At 67.9% G+C, this 24,179-nt stretch carries 23 protein-coding genes; 6 read left to right on the forward strand and 17 right to left on the reverse strand.

The window, feature by feature from the left end:
* Positions 1 to 34 precede the first annotated feature (34 nt).
* Entirely contained in the window at positions 35 to 679 is a 645-nt protein-coding gene (locus ACWEWT_RS06050) for an endonuclease (protein WP_452556653.1), read from the reverse strand.
* Between the two features lie 62 nt (positions 680 to 741).
* Positions 742 to 906: a hypothetical protein gene (locus ACWEWT_RS06055; RefSeq protein ID WP_452556655.1), complete on the reverse strand. Its 165-nt coding sequence runs from the start codon at positions 904 to 906 to the stop codon at positions 742 to 744.
* A 25-nt stretch (positions 907 to 931) separates the two neighbouring features.
* Between ACWEWT_RS06055 and ACWEWT_RS06060 the strand changes: the two genes are divergently transcribed.
* A complete protein-coding gene (locus ACWEWT_RS06060; RefSeq protein WP_452556657.1) occupies positions 932 to 1,441 on the forward strand; it encodes a CGNR zinc finger domain-containing protein in 510 nt (169 codons plus the stop codon).
* Positions 1,442 to 1,486: 45 nt separating this feature from the next.
* Here the strand turns inward: ACWEWT_RS06060 and ACWEWT_RS06065 are convergent, their stop codons facing one another.
* From ACWEWT_RS06065 to ACWEWT_RS06090, 6 genes are all read right to left on the reverse strand, one after another.
* The gene (locus ACWEWT_RS06065; protein ID WP_452556659.1) at positions 1,487 to 2,575 is read right to left on the reverse strand and encodes a methyltransferase; all 1,089 of its coding nucleotides are present in this window, start codon (positions 2,573 to 2,575) and stop codon (positions 1,487 to 1,489) included.
* A 100-nt stretch (positions 2,576 to 2,675) separates the two neighbouring features.
* Entirely contained in the window at positions 2,676 to 3,251 is a 576-nt protein-coding gene (locus ACWEWT_RS06070) for a DUF2165 domain-containing protein (RefSeq protein ID WP_452556661.1), read from the reverse strand.
* 91 nt (positions 3,252 to 3,342) lie between these two features.
* The gene (locus tag ACWEWT_RS06075; protein ID WP_452557688.1) at positions 3,343 to 4,674 is read right to left on the reverse strand and encodes an MFS transporter; all 1,332 of its coding nucleotides are present in this window, start codon (positions 4,672 to 4,674) and stop codon (positions 3,343 to 3,345) included.
* An 11-nt stretch (positions 4,675 to 4,685) separates the two neighbouring features.
* Complete coding sequence (gene dgoD, locus ACWEWT_RS06080; RefSeq protein ID WP_452556663.1) at positions 4,686 to 5,834, reverse strand: galactonate dehydratase; 1,149 nt, start codon at positions 5,832 to 5,834, stop codon at positions 4,686 to 4,688.
* Between the two features lie 47 nt (positions 5,835 to 5,881).
* Positions 5,882 to 6,550, reverse strand: coding sequence for a 2-dehydro-3-deoxy-6-phosphogalactonate aldolase (locus ACWEWT_RS06085; protein ID WP_452556664.1), 669 nt, complete (start codon positions 6,548 to 6,550; stop codon positions 5,882 to 5,884).
* Positions 6,547 to 7,548, reverse strand: coding sequence for a 2-dehydro-3-deoxygalactonokinase (locus ACWEWT_RS06090; protein ID WP_452556666.1), 1,002 nt, complete (start codon positions 7,546 to 7,548; stop codon positions 6,547 to 6,549). The genes ACWEWT_RS06085 and ACWEWT_RS06090 overlap by 4 nt, the downstream gene beginning before the upstream one ends.
* Positions 7,549 to 7,615: 67 nt before the next feature.
* Between ACWEWT_RS06090 and ACWEWT_RS06095 the strand changes: the two genes are divergently transcribed.
* On the forward strand, positions 7,616 to 8,389 hold the full coding sequence (locus ACWEWT_RS06095; protein ID WP_452556668.1) for an IclR family transcriptional regulator: 774 nt from the start codon (positions 7,616 to 7,618) through the stop codon (positions 8,387 to 8,389).
* Between the two features lie 31 nt (positions 8,390 to 8,420).
* Here the strand turns inward: ACWEWT_RS06095 and ACWEWT_RS06100 are convergent, their stop codons facing one another.
* The gene (locus ACWEWT_RS06100; protein ID WP_452556670.1) at positions 8,421 to 8,993 is read right to left on the reverse strand and encodes a hypothetical protein; all 573 of its coding nucleotides are present in this window, start codon (positions 8,991 to 8,993) and stop codon (positions 8,421 to 8,423) included.
* An 878-nt stretch (positions 8,994 to 9,871) separates the two neighbouring features.
* On the reverse strand, positions 9,872 to 10,087 hold the full coding sequence (locus ACWEWT_RS06105) for a hypothetical protein (protein WP_452556672.1): 216 nt from the start codon (positions 10,085 to 10,087) through the stop codon (positions 9,872 to 9,874).
* A 232-nt stretch (positions 10,088 to 10,319) separates the two neighbouring features.
* Here ACWEWT_RS06105 and ACWEWT_RS06110 point away from each other — a divergent pair, with 232 nt between their 5' ends.
* Together ACWEWT_RS06110 and ACWEWT_RS06115 are read left to right on the forward strand one after the other, a co-directional pair.
* On the forward strand, positions 10,320 to 10,733 hold the full coding sequence (locus ACWEWT_RS06110) for a Zn-ribbon domain-containing OB-fold protein (RefSeq protein WP_452556674.1): 414 nt from the start codon (positions 10,320 to 10,322) through the stop codon (positions 10,731 to 10,733).
* Positions 10,734 to 10,868: 135 nt separating this feature from the next.
* Positions 10,869 to 14,165, forward strand: coding sequence for a protein kinase domain-containing protein (locus ACWEWT_RS06115; protein ID WP_452556676.1), 3,297 nt, complete (start codon positions 10,869 to 10,871; stop codon positions 14,163 to 14,165).
* 44 nt (positions 14,166 to 14,209) lie between these two features.
* Here ACWEWT_RS06115 and ACWEWT_RS06120 read toward each other — a convergent pair whose 3' ends face one another.
* Positions 14,210 to 14,362: a hypothetical protein gene (locus ACWEWT_RS06120; protein ID WP_452556678.1), complete on the reverse strand. Its 153-nt coding sequence runs from the start codon at positions 14,360 to 14,362 to the stop codon at positions 14,210 to 14,212.
* Positions 14,363 to 14,434: 72 nt separating this feature from the next.
* Here ACWEWT_RS06120 and ACWEWT_RS06125 point away from each other — a divergent pair, with 72 nt between their 5' ends.
* Together ACWEWT_RS06125 and ACWEWT_RS06130 are read left to right on the forward strand one after the other, a co-directional pair.
* Positions 14,435 to 15,460, forward strand: coding sequence for a hypothetical protein (locus ACWEWT_RS06125; protein ID WP_452556680.1), 1,026 nt, complete (start codon positions 14,435 to 14,437; stop codon positions 15,458 to 15,460).
* Positions 15,461 to 15,560: 100 nt separating this feature from the next.
* Positions 15,561 to 16,445, forward strand: a complete 885-nt coding sequence (locus tag ACWEWT_RS06130) for an aldo/keto reductase (protein WP_452556682.1) — start codon at positions 15,561 to 15,563, stop codon at positions 16,443 to 16,445.
* 302 nt (positions 16,446 to 16,747) lie between these two features.
* Here ACWEWT_RS06130 and ACWEWT_RS06135 read toward each other — a convergent pair whose 3' ends face one another.
* From ACWEWT_RS06135 to ACWEWT_RS06160, 6 genes are all read right to left on the reverse strand, one after another.
* Positions 16,748 to 17,623: an SMP-30/gluconolactonase/LRE family protein gene (locus tag ACWEWT_RS06135; RefSeq protein WP_452556684.1), complete on the reverse strand. Its 876-nt coding sequence runs from the start codon at positions 17,621 to 17,623 to the stop codon at positions 16,748 to 16,750.
* 169 nt (positions 17,624 to 17,792) lie between these two features.
* Positions 17,793 to 20,024, reverse strand: a complete 2,232-nt coding sequence (katG, locus tag ACWEWT_RS06140) for a catalase/peroxidase HPI (RefSeq protein ID WP_452556686.1) — start codon at positions 20,022 to 20,024, stop codon at positions 17,793 to 17,795.
* A 35-nt stretch (positions 20,025 to 20,059) separates the two neighbouring features.
* On the reverse strand, positions 20,060 to 20,464 hold the full coding sequence (locus tag ACWEWT_RS06145) for a Fur family transcriptional regulator (RefSeq protein ID WP_452557689.1): 405 nt from the start codon (positions 20,462 to 20,464) through the stop codon (positions 20,060 to 20,062).
* A gap of 129 nt (positions 20,465 to 20,593) precedes the next feature.
* The gene (locus ACWEWT_RS06150) at positions 20,594 to 20,869 is read right to left on the reverse strand and encodes a cold shock domain-containing protein (protein ID WP_452556688.1); all 276 of its coding nucleotides are present in this window, start codon (positions 20,867 to 20,869) and stop codon (positions 20,594 to 20,596) included.
* A 539-nt stretch (positions 20,870 to 21,408) separates the two neighbouring features.
* Entirely contained in the window at positions 21,409 to 22,860 is a 1,452-nt protein-coding gene (locus ACWEWT_RS06155) for an MFS transporter (RefSeq protein ID WP_452556690.1), read from the reverse strand.
* A 120-nt stretch (positions 22,861 to 22,980) separates the two neighbouring features.
* Positions 22,981 to 24,177, reverse strand: a complete 1,197-nt coding sequence (locus ACWEWT_RS06160) for an acetyl-CoA C-acetyltransferase (protein WP_452556692.1) — start codon at positions 24,175 to 24,177, stop codon at positions 22,981 to 22,983.
* Between the last annotated feature and the right edge of the window lie 2 nt (positions 24,178 to 24,179).

Here is a 24,179-nt window from a genome sequence, read left to right on the forward strand (position 1 = left end):
CGCCGCGTGGGAGGAAAGCCGGTACCGCATCCGCTCAGTGCGCCGCCGAACGCACTTCGTCGGCCGCGTCGTCGTCGATACCGATCCGGACCAGCGCCGCCGCGAACTCGGCCTCCCGGCCCCGTGGCGCCAGGCGAGCGAGTTCGGTCCGATCGACGGGCAGGCCGGCTTTCGCCGCCCCACGCAACGCACGTTCGTCGAAGTAGGGACGTGCCCAGGTCCACACGTCCTGCACTTCACGCAGGAAGATATCGCCACCGGTGGGACCGATACCTTTGAACTGCTGGATCAGTTCGGCGGCCCGACCGGTGTCGTGGCCGGATTCCTCGGCGAGTTCGCGCAGGTCGCCGTCGTATTTGTCCAGCGCGGCGGTGGCGGCGTCACCCAGCTGGTCGGCCGCGCTCTCGTCGTAGCGGCGGTAGTGCCCGCGATCGAGCGCATCGACCAGCTCCTGCCAGTCGGCGTCCGCGACCTGCCGGGCGGTTCGATAACCGCTGTCCACCAGCTCCGCGGTCGCCGCGATGGCGATATCGGCGGAGATCCGGGCGCTGAGCAGATCGGTCAGCATCAGCAGCTGGAACAGCGGGGCCGGTTTGTCGTCCAGCCGGATCCCGGCTTCGGCGGCGTAGGTGGTGCCCGCGCGGTCGAGCAGTGCGCGCACCACATCTCGATGGCTCATCACTCCTCCTCTCGTGCCCGCGCATACCCCCGCCGGCCCGCTTCACACTTCCCGCCGCGGGCTCAGCCGCGGACCTGCGCCAGATCACTCGCACCCGGCGACGCCGTCACGGTGCCCGCCTCGCTCACCAGCCATTGTCCGCAGACACAGCGCCAGTAACGGACCGCGCCGTGCTCGGAGATCAGGACGGGGTCGGGCCAGGAGCACACGGAACAGGTGATGGTCATATCCGAAGTCTGCTGTAATGGTTCTGTGCATTTCAACCCTTACGGCGGACTGGCCGCCGAGCTCGCGGCCCGGCTGGTCAATTCCGCACCGGACCAGGACCTGACCGCACTGCTCGACGATGCCGGATACAAGCCGATCGGCACGATCAGCCCCCGCCAGGCAGTCGAACTCCGCCGCTGGACCGCCCGCCTCGACGCGACCTTCCGCGCCCCCGGCGTCGACCAGATCAACGCACTCCTCGCCGAGACCACCAGCCGTCCCTATATCTCGACCCACGACGGTCGCGCACCACACCTGCACTACGCCGCCGAGGACGCGCCGATCGACGAGCGGGTCAAGGCCTATACGGCCGCCGGACTGGCCGAGCTCTACTGCGCGGCGCCCGGCCGGATCGGCGAGTGCGGCCGGACCGACTGTCCACGCGTCTTCGTCGACACCTCACGGAACGGACGGCGCCGCTTCTGCTCCGAGCGGTGCGCCAACCGGGTGAACGTGGCCCGGCACCGGGCCAGGGTCGCACATCACGCCGGCTGACCTGACCGCCGCGGTAGCCGGCGCCACATCCCACGCGGGCCGACGTCACAGCGCCGGTACGGCCTCGAGCACATTCTCCGGCGACATCGTGGGTGTACAGGAGAGCAGAGTGAACCCCGCGGCGGCGAGCAGGGCTCGGTATTCGGATTCGGTCCGTTCCCGCCCGCCGGTGTTCACCAGCATCTCGAGATCGATGAAATTGCCCGGATGCGGTCGATCGCGTTCCGGGAGAACGAGTTCGATCACCAGCAACCGACCGGTCGGCGGCATGGCCGCCCGTACTGTTCGCAGGATCTGCCCGGCCTGTTCGGCGGGCCAGTCGTGCAGGATGTGTTTGAGCAGGTAGGCGTCCGCGCCCGCGGGGACGGTCTCGAAGAACGAACCCCCGACCGCGGTGCACCGGCCCGCCGTCCCCGCTTCCGCGAACCATCCCGGGGCGGCGGCCGCCACCTCGGGCAGATCGAACAGAATCCCCGTACAGCCCGGCGCGCGGCGCAGGATCTCCGACAGCAGCGCTCCACGGCCACCGCCGATATCGACGATCGACCGGTAGCGGGTGAAATCGTGCGCGGCGAGCACCGCCTGCTGCCCGAGGCCGTCGATATCGGACATGGCGCGGTGAAACATATCGCCGAGTTCGCGGTCGGTGCGCACCCGGTCGAAGAACGCTCGTGCGGGAACTGCCGGCGCGCCGGTACGGACGGCGTCCACCAGATGTGTCCAGTGGTCGCGATGGGTCGCGCACCCGTAGAACAGCACCGCGTCCCGCAACGGTACAGCCGCGTCCCGCCGCAGTGCCCGGGCCATCGGGGTGAGTGTGTAGCGACCGTCGCGCCGGCGGGCGAAGATACCGTAGGCGGTCAGCAACCGCAGCAGCCGGTGCAGCGCGTCGGGGTCCGCCCCGACCGCCCGGGCGAGATCGGCACCCTCCCGCGGCCCGTCGGCGAGAGCGCCCGCGATATCCAGGGCGGCAGCCGCGTGGATCGCCTGCGACAGCCATCCCGCGGCGACCAGCTCGAGCAGGGCGAAATGGCCGGGGACCAGCCGCCGATGCACCCCGGCCAGCCCGTCACGGACCCGCTCCACCGCGCGAACGACGGCCCGCGGCGGTGCCTTCCTTCGATCGGAGATCATCGCGGCTCCATATCGTGGACCGGTGTTTCCGCTGAGACTACGACCTCACGCGGACCGCCCCCGACAGGACCGCGCCCGTGTCGGGCGGGTCCGCGGGCGCTCATCCGATCCGATCGCGCTCCCCGGACCGCGGCAGATGGACGAGAATCAGTCCCACCGCGGCGATGAGGAAATTCTGGAGCGCGGCCGACGAGGCGTTCACCTGGTTGTTGGCCCACATCCGGAACCACTCACCACCGATGGTCAGGAAACCGCCCGCGAACAGCAGCACCGCCATCGTCCACCCCAGGCTGGACAGTTTCGCGGCGGTACCGGCGGTGCCCGGCCGGCCGCGCAACGCGCGGACCCAGGCGATCGCGGCCGCGAGCAGGACGAACGCGATGAGGAATTCCCACCCGACCACCAGGATGTAGGCGATGAGCGCGACGGTCTCGTTGCCGATCGCCCGCCAGTCGGTGCCCGCGTTGTGGATGGTCTGCTCCATGGACAGCACCGCGGCCACACCCCGCCGATTGGTCTCGGTATCGGTGCAGTTGGTGAACGCGACGAGCAGATAGTAGAAACCGGTGATGGTGGCGAGCACGGCGACCGCCAGGTGCCGGCTGCCCGCCAGATCGAGAAACCCGTTCCAGCGCTGCGCTTTCGGGTTCGCTTTCGGATCCGTTGTGGTTGGCATCCGGGGATCATGTCCCATCCCCCGTGCCGCCACAACGGGACCCGTTCCCCCCGCCGGGGGCTGCGCGTCGCTTGAACGCGCAGCCCGGACGCTACTGCGCCGCGGCGGCGGGACGCGCTTCCCGGACCCGCTCCACGCGCCCGACCAGCATGACGTACGAGGCGATACCCAGCACCGTCACGACGGTCATGTAGACGAACGCGGGTGCGAAACTCGCGTCGGTGACCAGAAAGCCGATCACGATCGGGGTGGCGATACCGGAGAGGTTGCCGATGAAATTGAACATTCCGCCGGTCATGCCGATGAGCCGTTCCGGAGCCAGCGCCGAGACCAGGGACCACGTGATGGAAGCCAGCCCGTTGCCGAAGAAAGCGACGGACAGGAACACGATCACCAGGGCGGTCGAATCGGTGAAGTTCGCGCCGATCAGGGTGGTACTCAGCAACAGGCCCGCGATGATCGGCCCCTTCCGGGCGATCCCGAGCGAAACACCGCGCCGCAGCAGGAAATCGGAGAAGACACCGGAGAAGAGCACGCCGACCACCGCGGCGATGAACGGCAGTGAGGCCAGGAAGCCGGACTTGATGTAGTCCATATCGCGGTATTTGACCAGGTAGGTCGGGAACCAGGTGAGGAAGAACCACAGTGTGGAGGTGAGACAGAACTGTCCCAGGTACACACCCCACAGTTTTCGCCGTCCCAGGACCGTGGCGATATCGTTCCAGGTCATCTTGGCGCGCTCGGGCCGCGATTCGGTCAGATCGACCAGCCCGCCGCCGTCCCGGATATGCGCGATCTCGGCGTCGTCGGCCCGCGAATCGCGCGGCTCACGGTAGACGAGATACCAGACCAGCGCCCACACCACACCGACACCGCCGGTGAAGATGAACACCCAGTGCCAGCTCAGTACCGATTGCAGCCAGGACAGCACCGGGGTCAGCAGGGCGAGGCCGATGAACTGTCCCGAGGTGTAGAACCCGATCACCGAGGCACGTTCCCGTTCCGGGAACCAGGCGGTGGCCACCCGGTTGTTGATCGGATAGGCCGGCGCCTCGAAGACGCCGACCAGCAGGCGTAGTGCGATGAGCGCGACGAAACCGCCGATGATGCCCATGAACACAGTCGCCAGCGACCACAGCAGCAGACAGACCGGATACAGCACCCGGGGCGGAACGCGGTCGACGAACCAGCCGCCGGGAATCTGCAGCGCCGCATAGGTCCAGCCGAAGGCCGACAGCAGCAGACCCTGCTGCGCCGAGGACAGATTCATTTCGTCGGCGATGGCGGGCACCGCGATGGAGAGATTCGCGCGGTCCATATAGTTGATGACCACGGTCAGGAAGAGCATGACCGCGATGAGGATGCGCGCCTTACTGGCCTTGGCGGCGAGTGCGCCGGGGACGGCGGTCCGTTTGTCGAGCATTGTTTTCATGATCACCACTCCGCGAACGAACCGTCACTGTGACGCCAGATCGGGTTGCGCCACCTATGTCCCACGGCGGCCCGTTCCGCCACATATTCTTCGTTGATCTCGATACCGAGTCCGGGCCCGGAGGGAATCCGCACCTGCCCCTCGGCGTAGGTGAAGACGGCCGGATCCACCAGATAGTCGAGCAATTCGTTGGTGGTGTTGTAGTGGATACCCAGGCTCTGCTCCTGGATCGTCGCGTTGTAGCAGCCCGCGTCGATCTGCAGACACGAGGCCAGCGCGATCGGTCCGAGCGGACAGTGCAGCGCGAGCGCCACATCGTAGGCCTCGGCCATATGGGCGATCTTGCGGGCTTCGGTGATACCGCCGCAGTGCGACGGATCGGGCTGGATGATATCGACAGCACCCGAGGCGATCACCGATTTGAAATCCCAGCGGGAGAACAACCGCTCCCCCAGCGCGATCGGAATCGGGGACTGCCGGAGCACATCCACCACACCGTCGACGTGCTCGGACAGCACCGGCTCCTCGACGAACATCAACCGGAACGGCTCCAGCTCGCGCAGCAGCACTTTCATCATCGGTTTGTGCACGCGGCCGTGGAAGTCGACCCCGATGCCGATATCCGGCCCGACCGCGTCGCGGACCGCGGCGACATTGGCCACGCAGCGATCGATCTTGTCCCAGGTATCGAGGTACTGCAGCTCCTCGGTGCCGTTCATCTTCACCGCGGTGAAGCCGCGCCCGACGGCCTCCCGCGCGGCCTTCGCCGTCTCGTCCGGCCGGTCACCGCCGATCCAGGAGTAGACCTTGATGCGATCGCGCACCCGGCCGCCGAGTAGTTCGTGTACGGGGACACCGAGCGCTCGGCCCTTGATATCCCAGAGCGCCTGATCGATACCCGCCAAGGCGCTCATATGGATACCGCCACCGCGATAGAACCCGCCCCGGTAGAGCACCGTCCACAGATCCTCGATCCGGCCCGGATCCTGTCCGATCAGATAGTCGGACAGTTCCTCGACCGTCGCGGCGACCGACGCGGCACGCCCCTCCAGCACGGGTTCGCCCCAGCCGACGATGCCGTCATCGGTTTCGATACGCACGAACAGCCAGCGCGGCGGTAGCGTGAACGTCTCGATCGACGCGATCTTCATGAATTTCCTCCTGTGCAGCGGACAGCATTGTCCGGTGACGAGCGGTACTACGGGGTGGACGCCCAGATATCGGACAGGCGCCGAGCTTTGGCGCGCACTTCGGCGGCGCTATCGCCCGGCCGGTACACGCTGGTACCGATACCGGCACCACCGGCTCCGGCCGCACGCCACTGCGCGAGGTTGGATTCGTCGACTCCACCCACCGGAATCACTTCCACGCCGGTCGGCAGCACAGCGCTCAGGGCCTGCATACCGGAGCTGCCCAGCATCGCGGACGGGAAGAGTTTGAGACTGCGAGCCCCGGCCCGAATCGCGCCGAACGCCTCGGTCGGAGTGGCGATCCCGGGGTACGAGCGCATCCCGAGAGTGCGCGTCGCGGCGATCACCTCGACATCGGTATTCGGCGAAACGATGATCTCGGCACCCGCCGAACGCGACCGTTCCACCTCCTCGGTACGCAGGACGGTACCGGCACCGATCGGGCAGACCGTGCCGAAGTTCGTGGCCAGCAGTTCGATGGACCGGTACGGGTCCGGTGAGTTCAACGGCACTTCGATGGCGTGGAAGCCCGCCTCCACCAGCGCCGACCCCACGGCGACGGCTTCTGCCGGGGTGATACCGCGCAGAATGGCGATCAACCCGGACCGGGGTGCCTCCGATACGCCCACCATGAATCTCTCCTCGCTGCTGTTCTTTTCCTGATGTGCGGTCGTCATCGGTACGCACCGGCCGCGACCAGACCGGACGCGACCGCGACCGACCACAACCCCGCGGCCGCCGCGTCTTCGTCGACGACCTGTGCATCCACCCCACGCGTCCGCAATGCGGCGGCGTATCGGCGGCACAGATCACCGTTGCCACACAGCACGATTCGCTCCGCACCACCGTGATGCGGCAGCAGATGGCGGACCTCGTCGGCGATCACGACCCCGGACAGATAGTCCGCCAGCGCTGCCGGTTCGAGCAGGCCGTCGAGAACCAGCGCCCGCGCACCGAACAACGTGGCCGCCAGACCGCGTTCCCGGACCGAGAAACCCGCCGTCAGTCCGCGGGCGAAAGCCGCGTCGTCGCGGCGCGGGGCGGTTCCGGTATGACTCAGCAGTCCGTGCTGGGTGACCAGCGCGTAGAGCTCTCCGGTCATGGCCGTGGTGAAGGACAGTACCTTGCGGTCGGCGATCCGGATCCACTTGGTATGGGTGCCCGGCAGGACCAGCAGATGCTCGGCGTCGGGTCGTTCGATGGACTGGAGCGCGCCGATGACCTGCGTCTCCTCTCCGCGCAGGACATCCCCGGCGATATCGTGGCGCGGATCGGAGGGAACGCGCAGCCCGGGGACGAGATGCACCGTGCCGGCGGCCGTCGCGACCCGGGTCAGGGCGGGACCGGTGATGTCCAGGCGTGCCGGGACGTCGAGGTAGCCGGCTTCCCGCCAGCCCTGCGCGCTGCCCACCATGCCGCAGGCCAGAGCCGGGAGCCCCGGGGTGGTGCGCAACCACGGCCCGCATACGTCCAGGAAGGTGGTCTCGTAGGCACGCGCCCGGGCCACCGGATCGGTCGCGTCGATCCCGGTGGCCATATCCAGCAGCCCACCGGCGAATCGCCGGGTATCCAGAATCCGGCCGTTGCCACCGAGCAACCAGCACCGCATCGACGTCGTACCCCAGTCGAGTCCGATGAGGCGCGGCGTCGAGAGCCCTGGTCGGTCCGGTGTCATGACGGTCACTATGAAGAGCGGGTCCCGTTATTTCCAACCTGGTCCCTATTTGTGGGACTCTGGACCGGTGACGACCGCACCTCCCGATGCCATCCCACCCGGCACCCAGACTCTCGCCCGCGGCCTGGCCGTGATCCGGGCGGTCGGCGACGGCGCGCACGGGCTGCGGGAAATCGTCGACGCCACCGGCCTGGGCCGCAGCAGCACTCACCGTCTCGCGCAGCTCCTGGTCACCCAGGGTTTTCTGCGCCACGACAACCGGGGCTACTCCCTGGGACCGGCGCTGATCGAACTCGGCTTCAAGGCGCTACACGGCAACCCGCTGCCACTGGTGGCCCGCCCGGTACTCGAGGAACTGTCGGCCACCGTGCTCGATACGATCCACCTGGCCGTCGAGGACGGCGGTTCGGTGCTCTACCTCGACAAACTGCCCGGCTCCCGGGGCGCGGAGATGCGCTCGCGAATCGGGTACCGGATGCCGCTGACCCGGGCCGGGGTCGGCAAGGCGCTGTTACTCGACGCCGCCGATCGCTGGGCCGAGCAGTACGCCGCCGACGAGGCCCGGGTTCCGGCGGGAGCCCGGACCGGCGATCCGGCGGACTTCCTCACCCGGATGCAGGCATATGCCCGGACCGGCGCCGCCATGGACCTGGAAGACAACGAACCCGGTATCCGCTGCGTCGCCGCGCCGATCCGGGACGCCTCCCGGGCCATCGTCGGAGCCATCAGCGTTTCGGCGACCACGCCGTACATGCCGCACGAGCGGATGCGCGGCCTGGTCCCGGTGGTCCGGCGGGCCGCGGGCAGGATCTCGGCAGCGCTCGGCTACCAGGCCGCCTGACGCTGCCGCGAAAGCCGGTGGCCCGGCTCGCTCAGGGCCGCTGCTTCGCTTCGTCCGCCGGAGCCAGCTCTTCCCAGACCGGCCCGAAGATCAGCCACAGGCCGACGATCGTCCAGGCCCGGCCCATCCACCAGTACAGCCCGGCCGCCTGCTCGCCGTCGGCGACGGTGACGACGACGAGCCCGAGCGCGGCCGAAGCGATCACCGCGGCGAGCACCACCCGGCCCCACTCCCGCCAGGCCGCGGCGACACGCTCCCTGCTACCGCGCGCCGGTTTCACCGGTGCCGGACCACCCGCGAAGCGATGGGCGAAACGGATATCGGCCCAGCGCACGACGGCGGGACCGAACGCGATACTGACACCGAGGTAGATCGCGGCCAGACCGTGGACGACCCCGGGCTCGGCACCCCGCCGCAGATCGACCGCCGCGGCCACGATCAAGGCCACATCCAGGAGCGGGATCCCGCACAGCAGTGCCGCTCCGGCCGCGCGCAGCCGGAGCAGATAGCGGGCGGTGAGTCCCGCACCGAGTAGCACCCACAGCCCGATCTCGGAGGCCACGATCATCAGTGCGACCGGGTTGTCCCGGAGGGTGTCGAACATCGTGCGTCCTCTGCTGGTCTCGGCGGCGGCCGATAGCAAAACTACGGTCGCGCGCCCCGGGGACGCGTCGTCCGATCGGACGATTGCCGGCCCTGCGAAGGGAGGACCGGCGGGCGGTGGGTCACCCACCGGGACCCGGAAAGAAAAGCGCGACATGACAAGACGTGCTGAAAGGTGCGAAATGCATAATTACGGCCGCGGGCGCGATATATGAAAAACTCACACAATTACCCACGGTATTCGATCATGATCCGGCGGAAAACAACACGAAGGTAATTAGTTCACCCCGCCGTAATTTATGTCGGATAGATCACAGTTCGGTTTGATTTAACCTCTGATACCTATAACGTTCGGATAACACCACTACGAAGGTGTGCGGCGGAGCAACCGGCATCGTCGAAGAAAATGATTTGAGACAGGAGCAGTACCATGGGTTCAGTGGATTTCAGCACCCTCGGCGATATCTTCGGCGCCTTCGGTGACATCTTCGGCGGCATCGGGACCCTGTCGAGCTTCTCTGCCGAATAACATGCACACCGCATGAACAGGGGATCCTGTGACCGCAGCCCTCCGGACTACGCCCGGAGGGCTGTCGGCGTTCCCGGCCCCACATCGCCGGCCGCCCGGATATACGCTCCCGCATTCCGGTCGCCGGTGAACGGCGCCGGGCGTCGGGAATTCGACCGGTATCAACAGGATTCACCGGCCTGCGGTTTCCGCACCGACTTCCGGAAGGAACCATTTTGTCCGGAATGCGAGGTCCGAAATCGCGGCCGTCGAGAAGTCCGGGAATTCCACCGGAAGTGCGGCACCGGGTGATCGCCGATCGTCGATCCATTCCGGGATGCGGTATCGCCCGAAACAATCACCGAATTCGATCATGCACAGCCGGGCGTCGAAGCACCCCGGGACAGCAGAGCGCAGGCCGGCCGTGCGTAGATCATATGGAGAACCACCGGTTCGGCACCGAGATCCCGTCCGGTACGGACGTTGCGCGCACCGGACGGGCCCACGAACCCGGCCGCACCGATGAGCATCGCCGCGAAACCGCGGGAGAAGGTCCGCGTATCGGGCGCGCGGCCGGCGGTGCGCACGCCCGGGCACCGCACTACCCGGACATCGGGCGAGACGCGAAACTTCCCCCGAACGATGCGATCGTGACCCCGGTCACTCCCGCTGGGCGGGCACCGGCCGACCCTATACCGCCATGACCAGGCATTATCCGAAAACAGGTATACCCCGGGCCGTTCGACCGGCGCGCCCCGGCGCCGGATCCCAGATCCTGGAGTACGAACCCGAATCGGCACCAGCACATCGAGGGCAGTAATGCACGAGTGGAATCCCGAGAACATCCGGAAATGTAGCGATATGCACGCGGAGTGCACCGAGGCCGCACTGATGATCCGCCGCTGCGGCGGGTGTAGCAGGCTCTTCGCGCCACCGGTCACCCGATGCTCGGCATGCCGGTCCGACGATTTCGAGCACGTCCCCGCCGCCGGCCACGGATCCATCGTCTGCTGGCGGACGGTGACCTGCGCGCCGGACGCCCGCACCGAAGCGGTGGAATCGATGATCGCCATCGTGGAACTCGATGAGGGTCCATGGGTGTACACGACCATCGACGGGGAGCCGCCGCGAGCCGGACGCCGCCCGGTCCGGGTGCGATTCCAGGCGCCGCCGCGCGGGGACCGTTTCCCGGTTTTCGTGATCAACGCGGGGCAGGCCGTCGCGGCGGAGTGACCCGGCCGGATCGACACTCCCGCGTCGCTCACCCGCTCCGCCGCCGTGATATCCCGGCGATAGAGTTGTGGTGGCGAGAGGGACGTGTATGTCACCCGGTTCCCACAATCGTATTCGATGGATCACGGTCGCCCGATGAGCGGCGACGACCCGGTACGGACGCGCCGCGAATCGACGATGTCGGTCGCGACGGAACTCGACGCGTCCGGTTTCGAGGATGCGGCCGAGGTGGGCCGCGGCGGTTTCGGTGTGGTCTACCGGTGCACCCAGGAACCCCTGGACCGGACGGTCGCGGTGAAGCTGCTCACCGCCGAGTCCGATGAGGACAATCGAGCCCGGTTCGCCCGGGAACAACGCGCGATGGGCCGGCTGACCGGGCATCCGAATATCGTCACCGTGCTGGAGGAGGGCGTCACGCCCCGGGGGAGGCCCTATCTGGTGACCCCGTTCTATCCGCTGGGTTCGCTCGACGCATGGCTGCGCGATCACGGCCCGCTCCCCGCCGAGGACGTCCTGCAGATCGGTGTGAAGATCGCGGGAGCGCTGGAGAGCGCGCACCGGCTCGGCGTCGTGCACCGGGACGTGAAACCGGGCAATATCCTGCTCACCGACTACGGCGAACCCGCTCTGACCGATTTCGGGATCGCGCATATCGCGGGCGGTTTCCGAACGGCGGCGGGTACGGTGACCGGATCGCCCGCGTTCACCGCGCCCGAGGTGCTCGAGGGCGAACCGCCCACCCCCAGTGCGGATGTCTACGGACTGGGAGCCACCATGTTCTGCGCGCTCACCGGGCACGCGGCCTTCGAGCGGCGCAGTGGCGAGAAAATGGTGACCCAGTTCCTCCGGATCACCACCCAGCCACTACCGGACCTGCGCGAAAGCGGGATATCCGCGGATATCAGCGATCTGGTGGAATCGGCCATGAATCGCGACAGCCGGGAACGGCCGTCGGCGGCCGTTTTCGGGGAGGCCATCCGGCGGCTGCAGGAGCGGCACGGGTATCCGGTGGACGATATGGCGCTCCAGGACCGCCCCACCCACGAAGGGCATCCGGACCGCCCCGCCCGCGTAGCGCATCCGGACAGGTCCCCGATACCGGCGCAGCGTAAACCGATCGGACCCGACCACAGCGGAAATCTACCCCTGGAGCTGACGAGTCTGGTGAACCGGCGCACCGAGCTGGCCGAGCTGAAGAATCTGCTGGCGACCTCCCGGCTGGTCACCTTGACCGGAACCGGCGGCGTGGGCAAGACGCGGCTGGCGGTGCGGGCCGCCACACAGGTGGCGCGGGATTTCGCCGACGGTGTATGGCTGGCCGACCTCACCGAAGTCTCCGATCCCGCGATCCTGGTGGATGTGGTGGCCGCCGCGGTCGGGATCCGAGACGAAGCGGGTCGGCCGCTCATCGATGTACTGGTGGAGCATCTGTGCCCGCGGGAGATGCTGCTCGTCCTGGACAACTGCGAACAGTTGGTCGATCCCGTCGCCGAACTGGATCAGGTCCTGCTGCAGGGCTGCGCGGGCCTGCGGATCCTGGCCACCAGCCGCGAACCGCTGAATATCGCCGGGGAGGCGGTGCTGCGCGTGGCGCCGCTGAAGGTTCCCGATCCGGGCCGGGAGCCCACCCTGCTGGGGCTGCCCCGGTTCGACGCGGTGACCCTGTTCTGCGAACGCGCGGTCGCGGCGGTGCCGGGATTCGAGATCGACGAGGAGAACAAGGGCGCGGTGGCCCGGATCTGCGCTCGGCTGGACGGCTTGCCGCTGGCCATCGAGCTGGCTGCCGCCCGGCTGCGGACCATGACGCCGCAGCAGATCCTGGAGCGGCTCGATATCCGTAACCCGCTGCTGACCAGGTCCAGCCGCACCGCACCGGCGCGCCAGCAGACATTGCGCATGTGTATGGACTGGAGTCACGACCTGTGCAGTCCGGCCGAACAACAGCTGTGGGCCCAGCTCTCGGTGTTCGCCGGAAGCTGCGAAATCGACGCGGTCGAAGGTATCTGCGATATCGATCCCGGCCCGCTCAGCATGCTGGATGTGCTGTCCTCGCTCGTGGACAAGTCCGTCCTGATCCGGGAGGAATCCGGCACCGCGGTGCGTTTCCGGATGCTGGAGACATTGCGCGACTACGGCCGCCGGGAACTGAACGCGGCAGGCCTGGAACGGGAACTGCGCCGCCGGCATCACCAGTGGTACGAGCAGTTGTGCGCGAATGCGGCCGCCGGCTGGATCAGCGCCGCGCAACCGGACTGGATCGCCCGGCTGACCCGCGAACAACCCAATCTCCGGGAGGCGATCGAGTACTGCCTCTCCGAGGACACCGACACCGCGGCCGATGCCGGATTACGCACCGCGGCCGGCCTCTACGAGTTCTGGAACTTCCGGGGGCTCTACAACGAGGGACGGTCGTGGCTGCGGCGCGCACTCGCCCGGCCCGGATGGCATTCGCCACCCGATCGGATCGAAGCGCTCTGCGCCGCGGGCGGTCTCGCCGCGCAGCACGGGGAATTCACAGCGGCCGCCGAGGCGCTGGCCGAGGCACAAGAGCTCGCCGGACCGGAGTCCGCGCCGAAGAGCCGGGCACAGATCGCTTTCCTCGAAGGTCTCTTCGCACTGTCGCGCGGCGAATCCGATACCGCTCCCGCACATTTCGAACGCGCCGTCGAGCTCACCGATTCGAACCCGGCCGATAAGCTGCGGATGAGCGCGCTCACGCTACTGGGCTGGGCGCACGAACTCAGCGGGGATACCGACCGAGCGCGCGAGTACTACCGCCGAGTCCTCGCGGTCACCGAACCGTGTCACGAGATTCTGCATCGCGCCGCATCGCTGCGCGGTGTGGGGGTGGCGGTCTGGCGCGACGGCGACCGCGACCGGGCCCGGCAGTTACTGACGGAAGCGCTACGGGTCAACAGCGGGCTGAACAGCACCGTTCTCAATATGTTCTGTCTGGAGGGGCTGGCCTGGATCGTCGATATGCGCACGGAAGCCGAACGCGCCGCGATTCTCATGGGGGCCGCGCAGGCGCTCTGGCCCGCCGGAGCCCGGGTGATGACCGTCTTCCGCAATATGGCGGGATATCACGAGGAATGCGAGCGCGACGCCCGCGCGGCCCTGGGCGTCCGCCGGTACGACGCGGCCCATCAGCAGGGGCAGACCATGGGTATGGAAGCCGCTACTGCCTACGCGCTCGGCGAATCGGCCGGTGCGGCGTCCGGTGCGGCAGCCGATCCGGCGCCGAAGCTGACCAAGCGGGAACGTCAAGTGGCCGATCTGGTCGCGCGCGGACTCAGCAACAAGCAGATCGCGACCAAGTTGGTGATCTCCCAGCGCACCGCCCAGGGCCATGTCGAGAACATCCTGACCAAACTCGGATACACCTCACGTGCGCAGATCGCGGCCTGGGTCGTGGAGAGTGCGCAACGCTGAAATCGCTTCGCCACATCATCTCCGCGGCCGAGCGCCCTCCCTGATCACAGACCCGCGCCCGGCCCGAACAGCGATTGCCGGGCCTCCATCCAGTTCTGGCCGGTGAGCCTGCGGAACGCCGCGGGATCCGACACCGCTGCCCGGCCACCGGTCCGGTCACCCGCGCCCGGGCCACCGCTCGCGGCGTCCCGGATCATCGTCCGGCCGGCACACCGAGCGGCGGCGTCGACCAGGCGTTCCGAGGTGCCGGCGCCGGCGAGGACACCGTCGTGGCCGTGGCGATATCCGATCCGCCCGCGGGCGGGTCGATCCAGGGCGCGGATCTGCTGGTGCGGACCGGCGCCGCCGCCGGAGCCCGGGTCACCGTCACCGGATTGCACGAGGACCTGGCCGTCCTCGACACTCCCGACCACATCGGCGCGCTCGCGGGCCTGGCACCCGGCGATATCGTCGAGATCGACAACAGCGCGTTCCTCGCCGCGCAGACCTATCACCGGCACCAGGTTCCGCAATCCGGTTACCCCGTATGGGATCAGTTCCGCGACCGGGCCGGGGCTCCGAGCCACCCGCAGCGACCACTGCTGCTGGGACCGCTGTTCACCGAGGCCGCCTCGGGCCATCTGCCGACCGGGGACTTCACCGGGAAAATGATCGTCGTGTCCTGTCTACTGGACCGCGAAGCCTTTCCCTGGCAGGCCGACTGGTACGCCGGTCGAGTACGCGATCATTTCGGCCCGGCGACCGATGATCACTTCCGCCTCTGGTACGTCGATCACGCATTGCACGGCGACGAGGAACGCCAGGAGGATCCCACCCGCACGGTCAGCTATCTCGGTGTGCTGCACCGCGCACTGCGGGCGCTCAGTTCCTGGGTGGAATCGGGGCGCGCTCCCGCGGACAGCACCCGCTACACCGTCGACGACGGCCAGGTGGTGCTCCCCGCCCGGGCGGCCGAGCGCCGCGGTGTACAGCCCGTGGTCGAACTGACCGCCGACGGTACGGATCGCGCCGAGATCGCCGCCGGCGACAGCGGCCGATTGGCGGCGGTCGCCGAAGCACCCCCGGGCACGGGCCCGGTCGTCGCGCTGCACTGGGACTTCGATGGAACGGGCGATTTCACCGACAGTGCCGAACTCGCGCCGGGCACCATCGTGACCGCCGCAGTCGATCACGTGTTCACCGAACCCGGCACCCATTTCGTCACCGTGCGCGCGTCCACCCGACCCGACGGCGAGGAGACCACCTCCTATGCCCGGATCGACAATCTCACCCGGGTCCGCATCGTCGTCCGGTGACTCGTTCCCACCGGATATCCGGCCGTCGTTACCTCGGCGACACGGTCCGCCCAGCGGCGGCGACACCGTCTCCGCCGCGCGGCGGCCTAGGGTCGGGTATATGACCGTTCCGAACCTGACCCTCAACAACGGTGTCGAGATGCCCGCCCTCGGATTCGGCGTCTATCAGACGCCCCCGGACGAAACAGTCGCCGCGGTGGAGTCGGCATTGGCGACCGGCTACCGCCATATCGATACCGCGGCCGTGTACGGCAACGAGCGGGAGGTCGGCGCGGCCGTCCACCGTTCCGGGCTCGCCCGCGACGAGGTTTTCGTCGAGACCAAGATCTGGATCACCGATTTCGGCTACGACCGTACCCTGCACAGTTTCGACAAGAGCGCCGGAAAACTCGGCGTCGAGCGGATCGACCTGCTGATCCTGCACCAGGCGCTGCCCACCGATTTCGAGCGGACCGTCGAGGCGTACCGGGCGCTGGAGAAGCTCTACGCCGACGGCCGGGTCCGGGCGATCGGAGTCTCCAACTTCATGCCCGATCATCTGACCCGGCTGCTCACCGAATCCGCGGTGGTACCGGCCGTGAACCAGATCGAGGTCCATCCGTATTTCCGGCAGTCCGAACTGCTCGCGGTCGATACCGCGCACGGCATCCTCAACCAGGCGTGGTCGCCGATCGGCGGTATCACCTTCTATCGTGACGGCTCACACGGCTCGACGCTGGAGGACCCGGTGATCGGTGAGATCGCCACCGCGCACGGCCGGACACCGGCTCAGGTGATGCTGCGCTGGCATCTGCAGCAGGGCCGGCAGGCGATTCCGAAATCGGTGCGGCCGGACCGGATCGCCGAGAACTTCGATATTTTCGGCTTCGAACTCACCGATTCCGAGCTGGCTGCCATCGATGCGCTCGACACCGGCGTTCGCGGCGGCCCGGAGCCCGCAGATATCACGCTCGAGAAGTTCGGTATCGAGATCCCCGAGGCCTGAAACCCGGGCTGCCGATCGCCGGTCGAGGCGCCCGCCGCCGAAGAACTGGGTGCCCACACCGACGCCGGGCGGCTACAGGCCGGCCGAGCCCAGGGCCTGCGCGACGCCGCCGAGGAACTGGGTGACAGCGATATATCCCGCGGCGAGTGCTACCAGAATGAATTCCATAACAGATACGTCGCCGGGGTGCGGCGCCGCGTTACCTCGGCATATGTCCGGCCCCGGGAACCGGCCGGGGCGGCGCGGTGCGCGGCCGCCCGATTCGGCGCGGTGGCCGATTCCGTGTCTTCGGACGGAGTCCGCTACCGCCGGTCCCGTGCCGGGCCGCGGCACGGCGCCTCGGTCACGAAGATCTTCGCCGACCGGCGCACCTGCACCGCTTCCATCCGGCCGACACCCTCGAACTCATTGCAGAGCAGGAAGAGATGGCGTCCGCCGGGACCACCCAGCACACAGGAGAAACACGGCAGTTCGGTATCTACGCGGTGGGTGATCTCGCCACCGTCCAGCACCCGGGCACAGGCGCCGGCCGGAGCCCGGTGATCGCCCGTATGTGTTGCGGTGTCGGCGGTCTGGGCCCAGACGGCCGACTCCGCGTCGATACAGATCCCGTCGGGTGCCAGTCCCTCGGCCCATACCCGGCGGCCGGTGAGCGATCCGTCGTCGCCGATATCGAAGGCGGTGAGCCGGCCGGCGAACGATTCGGCGACCACCAGAGTGTCGCCGTCCGGCGTCACGACCATCCCGTTGGGGAACTCGAGGTCGCCGGCCATCCGCCGCGAGGTGCCGTCCGGCGCGACCAGATCGATCCAGCCCGGTTCCGGGGTACCGCCGCCGAGGAAGTCGAAATCGAACCCGTCGATATACATATGCCCGTGTGGATCGAGCACGATCTCGTTACCACCACGTGCACGGTGGTCCACCAGCTGGCCGTGGGATTCGTGGCGGGTGACGGCCGGACCGGTCGTGATCAGACGACCGTCGGGCAACCAGTCGATGGCCCAGCCCATCGCAGGCGGACCCTCCCCCATCTTCTCGACACGGCCGTCCATATCGACGGCGAGGACCTCCCCCGCACCCCAGTGGGCGAACCACAACCGGCCGTCGTGCCACCGCGCCGACTCGACCATGGCCAGGCCGGTCAGCAACGTCCGTGGCGGGGGCAGATACTCGACCACGGCACCAGATCCTACTGACCCGGCGAACTCTCCCGGGCGATCTCGGCGGCGACAGGCGTCAACCCACCTTCCCGCGCTGTTCCGCATCGGCCCCGCGCTATCCGCCCGAATGCCCGGAAACCATTCCGGGCCGCCCCCGTGGGACGGCCCGGAATTACGACTGTGCCGATCAGGCCGAGTCGTACCGATCATTGTGGGCGACCTTCACCCACGCGGCCACGAAATCGTCGACGAATCTGGCATCGGCGTCCCGCTGGGCGTAGACCTCGGCCACTGCGCGCAGTACCGAATGCGATCCGAATACGAGGTCGTTGGCGGTGGCTGTCCATTTCTTCGCCCCGGTCCGCCGATCGCTGCCCTCGTACACGTTCTCCGCCGACTCCGAGGCCTTCCACTCGGTGTTCTGATCGAGCAGGTTGACGAAGAAGTCGGTCGTCAGCACGCCCGGGCGATCGGTGAAGACACCGTGTTCCGTACCACCGTGGTTCGCGCCGAGCGCCCGCAGCCCGCCGACCAGCACCGCCAGTTCCGGGGCTGTGACATCGAGCAGGTAGGCCCGTTCCAGCAGCAACCGTTCCGGTGGAACTTTCTCGCCGGGCCGCACATAGTTGCGGAACCCGTCGGCCCGCGGCTCGAGCACGGCGAAGGATTCCACATCCGTGTTGTCCTGGGTCGCGTCGGTGCGTCCGGGCCGGAACGGAACGGTGATGTCGTGGCCCGCGTCGCCGGCCGCCTTCTCGACCGCCGCCGACCCGGCGAGGACGATCACATCGGCCAGCGAAACCTTCTTACCGCCCGGCGCCGACCCGTTGAAATCCTGCTGGATCTGCTCGAGCACGGGCAGTACTTTCGCCAGCTCGGACGGTTCGTTGACCTCCCAGTTCTTCTGGGGTTCGAGCCGGAGACGGGCGCCGTTGGCACCGCCGCGCTTATCGGTGCTGCGGAAGCTGGCAGCCGCGGCCCACGCGGTCTTGACCAGCTGTGGGACCGACAGGCCGGATTCGAGAACCTTGCGCTTCAGATTCGCGATGTCCTGCTCGTCGATCAGCTCGTGGTCGACCGCCGGAACCGGGTCCTGCCACAGCTGCGGCTCCGGAACCCAGGGACCGAGGTAACGGCTGATCGGTCCCATATCGCGGTGCAGCAGTTTGTACCACGCCTTGGCGAAGGCCTCGGACAGTTCCTCGGGATGTTCGAGCCAGCGGCTGGTGATCTCGCGGTAGATCGGATCCTCGCGCAGCGACAGATCGGTGGTCAGCATGGTGGGCGTACGCGCGGGTCCGTCGAACGGATCCGGGATCGCACCCTCGCCCGCACCGTCTTTCGGCTTCCACTGGTAGGCGCCCGCGGGGCTCTTGGTGAGCTCCCATTCGTAGCCGTACAGATTCTGCAGGAAGCCGTTGCTCCACCTGGTGGGCGTGGCGGTCCAGACGACCTCCAGCCCGCTGGTGATGGCGTCTTTGCCCTTACCGGTGCCGTAGCTGCTCTTCCAGCCCAGGCCCTGCTGTTCGATCGGGGCCGCCTCGGGCTCGGCGCCCACCAGATCGGGATCGCCGGCGCCGTGGGTCTTACCGAAGCTGTGCCCACCCACGATCAACGCGGCGGTCTCCACGTCGTTCATCGCCATCCGCGCGAACGTTTCCCGGATATCGCGCGCCGCCGCCACCGGATCGGGCCGGCCGTTGGGCCCTTCGGGATTCACATAGATGAGGCCCATCTGGACATTGGCCAGCGGATTCGCCAGATCGCGGTCACCGCTGTAGCGCTCGTCGCCGAGCCAGGTGTCCTCCGGACCCCAGTAGACCTCTTCCGGCTCCCAGATATCGGGGCGCCCGAAACCGAATCCGAAGGTCTGGAATCCCATCGAGTCGAGCGCGACGTTTCCGGCGAAAACCAGCAGGTCCGCCCAGGAGATACTGTTGCCGTACTTCTGCTTGACCGGCCACAACAGCCGACGCGCCTTGTCGAGGCTGGCATTGTCGGGCCAGCTGTTGAGCGGTGCGAAACGTTGCGCGCCCTGACCGCCGCCACCCCGCCCGTCGGCGATCCGGTAGGTGCCCGCCGCATGCCAGCTCATCCGGATGAAGAGGCCACCGTAGTTTCCGTAATCGGCGGGCCACCAGTCCTGCGAATCGGTCAGTACCGCCGCGACATCGGCCTTCAGGGCTTCGACATCGAGTTTCGCGAACTCCGCCGGGTAGTCGAAATCCTCCCCCAGCGGATTGGCTTTGGAGGAATGGGCGTGCAGCACCGACACATCGATCTGTTCCGGCCACCAGTCCGCGTTGGTGCGCGGACGGTGATCGGTACGGGGAGTGGGCGACGGGATCGCCGGGTTCTCGCTCTCGCTCGTACTGCGAGTTCCGGTGTCAGGAGCGGGTGGACGACTATCAGAGGTCACGACTTTCCTTCCTGAATATGTGGTCGGAACTGCGATCAAGTGTGCTGTACGGCTGCACAGCCGGGGCACAGACCCCAGTAGATGACCTCGGCTTCGTCGATCGAATAGCCGTGATCGTCGGCGGCTGTCAAACACGGGGGTTCGCCGACTGCGCAGTCCACATCGGCAATCGAACCGCAGGTCCGGCAAACGACGTGGTGGTGATTGTCACCGACGCGCGACTCGTAACGGGCCACGAGACCGGAGGGCTGGATACAACGGATCAATCCGGCCGCGGTGAGGGTGTGCAACGAGTCGTACACCGCCTGGTGCGATACCGCCGAGAGGCGCGACCGCACGGCGCGGATGATCGAATCGGTATCGGCATGCGGGTGGTCGTGCACGGCGCCGAGCACCGCCACGCGTGGGGCTGTCACGCGCAGCGAAACTCCCCGCAGCATCTGCTGGAAATCCACGGCCGCATGCACAGCCGAAAGTCTCGTCTCTTTTCTGGAATGAGTCAAGCATGCGGCGGTTCGCGGTCGTCGGCGTCGTGCACGGCTTTCAGCAGCAGGGTCGCACTGCCACTTTCAGGGGCACGGCCGCACAGCCACCGCTTCCGCGCCACCCGCTCGCCGCACCGTGGAGAATTCGACACTCTGATCGGCGAACAGCACCCGGTAGCCGTCGGCTTCGATACTGCGATATTCCACGAAGACCGGTGCGATATCGTCCTCGGGCGCCAGATAGCCGAAGCCCTTCTGGGCGTCGTACCAGATCACCCGGCCGCGCCGACGCGATATCGCACCCGCCGCGCCCGACCGGCCCGCGCCGCCGTCGAGCGGCGGGGATACCGGCGCCGTCACCGGGCACCGGCCCGCTCATCGCGCACCATGCGGTGCCACCGCCCCGGTTGCAAGCCCGTCATCCGGGTCCCGGCCGCGACGGATCCGTCCGACGCCGATGCTGTCGATCCTTCGATAACACCCATGAGCAGGTAATTCTCCAAACTTGTGAATCGGTGGGACTGGGCAGGAGCAAGGTGATCGGATACCCGGAGCCGGGCAGCGAACACAGATACGGCAAGTTCGACGGTGGTCACCGGACCGCTGCGGGTGCGCGGGTCCGGTGACAGCATTTCACCGGATCGGGCTCGCGCGCCCCTTGGCCGATGGACCGGATCCGAGCGCGATCATCGCCGCGTACCCGGCAGCCGGTATCGACCGGCCCGAACGACTCGGCCGCGTCACCACCGCACCGTCACCCGGTGGCGCCGGACACGGGAGTCCAGCAGATCACCGGGGCCGGTACGGGAGAGGCAGTCGAAGTCATACCCGGCGTCTACCCCGGATCCGCCGGATCATTCCCCCGGAGACGTGAATTCCCTGTGGATACCGAATGATCTTCACCGCAGTGCCCGCGCGGGAGCGACCGCGGGCCCGCCGACTCCGCACTGCGGCAGGCAGTCCACCCGGTCCGGTTCGAGTGCGCGCCGGGGCGGCCGCAGCAGTACCGCCGCCAGCAGCGCGCCGGTGAGCAGCAGGCCGACACAGATCCACATGGCGACGGTGAACCCGGAATCGAAGACCGCCGGATCGTCGAGCGCCCCGGATAGTCCGGCCAGTCCGGGCAGCGCCGCCACCGCGAGTAGTTGCGCCGTCCGGGCGACCGCGTTGTTGACACCGGAGGCGATCCCCGCCTCGCTCGGCGATACCGCACCGAGCACCGCTCCGGTGAGGGGAGCGACGAGCACCGACAATCCGAGACCGAACACGAGCACCCCGGGCAGTACATCGACCGGATAGGAGGCGCCGGGGCCGACCCGGAGCAGCAGTATCAATCCGGCCGCGGCGAGAACCGGTCCGAATGTCATGGGCAGCCGGGGGCCGTGCCGCTGCGCCCAGCGACCCGACGGCGCCGACAGGACCAGCATCAGCAGCGTCACCGGCAGGGTGGCCAGCCCCGCGAGCAGCGGCGAATACCCCGCGACCAGTTGCAGTTCCAGAACCAGCAGGAAGAACACCCCACCGAGTGCGGCGTACACCGCGAGGGTGACCAGGTTGGCGACAGTGAACACACGGGACGCGAACAGCGACGGTGGGACGAGCGGATGATCGCTGCGCAGCTCGATCATCACGAAAGCCGCCAGCAGCAGCACACCCGCTCCTACCAGCAGTGGCAATTCGTCGATCAGTCCGAGCGTCATCGCGCCGAGCGCGATCGCGATGGTCAGCGCGCCCGGCAGATCCAGCCGGTCGGTGGCGGCGGGGTCCCGGCTCTCCGGCACATGCCGCAGCGAGACCAGTACGACCACTATCACCAGGGGCACATTGATGAAGAAGATGGACCGCCAGCCCGCGACCTCGATCAACCAGCCGCCGAGGAACGGCCCGAGTGCCCCGGCCACGCCCCCGAATCCCGACCACAACCCGATGGCCGCGCCTTGATCGCGATGGTCGATGGACGCGGAGATCAGGGCGAGACTGCCCGGGGTCAGCATGGCACCGGCCACCCCCTGCAGCACCCGCGCCGCCACCAGCATCTCGATGTTCACCGCCGCACCGCAGAGCAGCGACGCGGCGGCGAACCCCACGGCGCCCGCGACGAACACCTTGCGCCGGCCGAACCGGTCGCCGAAGGAGCCGCCGAGCAGAATGAACGAGGCGAGCGTCAGGGTGTAACCGTTGAGCGTCCACTGCAGGCCCGCGACATCGGTATCCAGTGCGGCGCCGATCCGGGGTAGTGCGATATTGACGACGGTGGCGTCCAGAGACGCCACCGAGGAGCCGAGCACAGTGGCCAGTACGATCCAGCGGCCGGAGGCCGACCCGAGACGGGGCAGCTCGGTGGGATTCACCTCACCGAAGATACGGATCCGCGTGGTCCGGATCTCGGCGACACACATGGCCGGATGCGGCCGCGCAACAACAGCCCGCTCCGGGCCGGTGGCGGACCGGCACCACCGGCCGTCACACGGTCAGGCCGAGGTCACCGCGGCCGCCATACCCTGGCCACCGCCGATACACATCGTGAGCAGCGCGCGGCCCCCGCCGCGACGCCGCAACTCGTGTAGCGCGGTGGTCAGCATACGAATACCCGTGGCACCGATGGGATGACCCAGTGAGATACCGGAACCGTTGACGTTCAGCCGGTCTCGATCGTCCCAGCCCCATTCGTGCAGCACGCCGAGTACCTGGCACGCGAAAGCCTCGTTGAGTTCGATCAGGTCGAAATCCGCGAAACCGTATCCGGTGCGCGCGAACAACTTCGCCGCCGCGGGCACCGGCCCCAGCCCCATGAGCGCGGGATCGCATCCGGCGGCCGTCCAACCCTCGAGAAATCCCATCGGTTCGAGCCCCAGTTCGTCGAGGCGATCCTCGGCCACAACGAGAACCGCCGCTGCCGCATCGTTCTGCTGACTGGCGTTTCCGGCGGTGACGACACCACCCGGGCGGACCGCCCGCAATCGCGCGAGTGTATCGGCGGTGGTCTCCGGCCGGATTCCCTCGTCCCGGGCGAACACCGTGACATTCCCCTTGCGATCGACGATCTCGACCGGCACGACCTCCGCGTCGAAACGCCCCGCCGCCCAGGCCGTATGGGCACGGCGGTGGCTCTCCGCGGCGAGGAGATCGGATTGCTCCCGGGTGATCCCGCATTTCGCCGCGACGTTCTCCGCGGTTTCGAGCATGCCGCTGATCGGGCCGAACCGCCGTTCCGGCTGCGAACGCTCGCGGCCGCGGTCGAGCCGGTCGAACAGGTGCAGACCACCGGATCGCGAACCCCACCGGGCGCCGGTCGTGTAGTGCTCGATATTGCTCATCGATTCGACGCCACCGGCCACCACGACCTCGGCGGCGCCGGTCTGCACCATCATCGCCGCGGTGACCAGTGCCTGCAGCCCGGTCCCGCAGCGCCGGTCGGTCTGCAGACCGGCGACCGACAGCGGCAGATCCGCGTCGAGGGCCGCCCAGCGGCCGATACACGGCGCCTCCGAATTGGCGTAGGACTGCCCCATGGCGACTTCGTCGATACGTTCCGGATCTATGCCGGAACGCGCCACGGTCGCCTTCAGGACCGTGGTCGCCAGTGCTACCGCCGGTACATCGCGCAGGGCGCCGCCGAACCGGCCCACTGCCGTCCGGACCGGGGCCACCAGTGCTGCTCGTGTCATGG

The organism is Nocardia sp. NPDC003963 (genome assembly GCF_053605105.1).

Excerpts from the sequence above, each read along its gene's own strand:
- ACWEWT_RS06050 (WP_452556653.1), bottom strand. The coding sequence starts at position 679 with ATGAGCCATCGAGATGTGGTGCGCGCACTGCTCGACCGCGCGGGCACC.
- ACWEWT_RS06055 (WP_452556655.1), bottom strand. The coding sequence starts at position 906 with ATGACCATCACCTGTTCCGTGTGCTCCTGGCCCGACCCCGTCCTGATC.
- ACWEWT_RS06065 (WP_452556659.1), bottom strand. The coding sequence starts at position 2,575 with ATGATCTCCGATCGAAGGAAGGCACCGCCGCGGGCCGTCGTTCGCGCG.
- ACWEWT_RS06070 (WP_452556661.1), bottom strand. The coding sequence starts at position 3,251 with ATGCCAACCACAACGGATCCGAAAGCGAACCCGAAAGCGCAGCGCTGG.
- ACWEWT_RS06075 (WP_452557688.1), bottom strand. The coding sequence starts at position 4,674 with ATGCTCGACAAACGGACCGCCGTCCCCGGCGCACTCGCCGCCAAGGCC.
- dgoD (WP_452556663.1), bottom strand. The coding sequence starts at position 5,834 with ATGAAGATCGCGTCGATCGAGACGTTCACGCTACCGCCGCGCTGGCTG.
- ACWEWT_RS06085 (WP_452556664.1), bottom strand. The coding sequence starts at position 6,550 with ATGACGACCGCACATCAGGAAAAGAACAGCAGCGAGGAGAGATTCATG.
- ACWEWT_RS06090 (WP_452556666.1), bottom strand. The coding sequence starts at position 7,548 with ATGACACCGGACCGACCAGGGCTCTCGACGCCGCGCCTCATCGGACTC.
- ACWEWT_RS06100 (WP_452556670.1), bottom strand. The coding sequence starts at position 8,993 with ATGTTCGACACCCTCCGGGACAACCCGGTCGCACTGATGATCGTGGCC.
- ACWEWT_RS06110 (WP_452556674.1), top strand. The coding sequence starts at position 10,320 with ATGCACGAGTGGAATCCCGAGAACATCCGGAAATGTAGCGATATGCAC.
- ACWEWT_RS06115 (WP_452556676.1), top strand. The coding sequence starts at position 10,869 with ATGAGCGGCGACGACCCGGTACGGACGCGCCGCGAATCGACGATGTCG.
- ACWEWT_RS06120 (WP_452556678.1), bottom strand. The coding sequence starts at position 14,362 with ATGATCCGGGACGCCGCGAGCGGTGGCCCGGGCGCGGGTGACCGGACC.
- ACWEWT_RS06130 (WP_452556682.1), top strand. The coding sequence starts at position 15,561 with ATGACCGTTCCGAACCTGACCCTCAACAACGGTGTCGAGATGCCCGCC.
- ACWEWT_RS06145 (WP_452557689.1), bottom strand. The coding sequence starts at position 20,464 with ATGCTGCGGGGAGTTTCGCTGCGCGTGACAGCCCCACGCGTGGCGGTG.
- ACWEWT_RS06160 (WP_452556692.1), bottom strand. The coding sequence starts at position 24,177 with ATGACACGAGCAGCACTGGTGGCCCCGGTCCGGACGGCAGTGGGCCGG.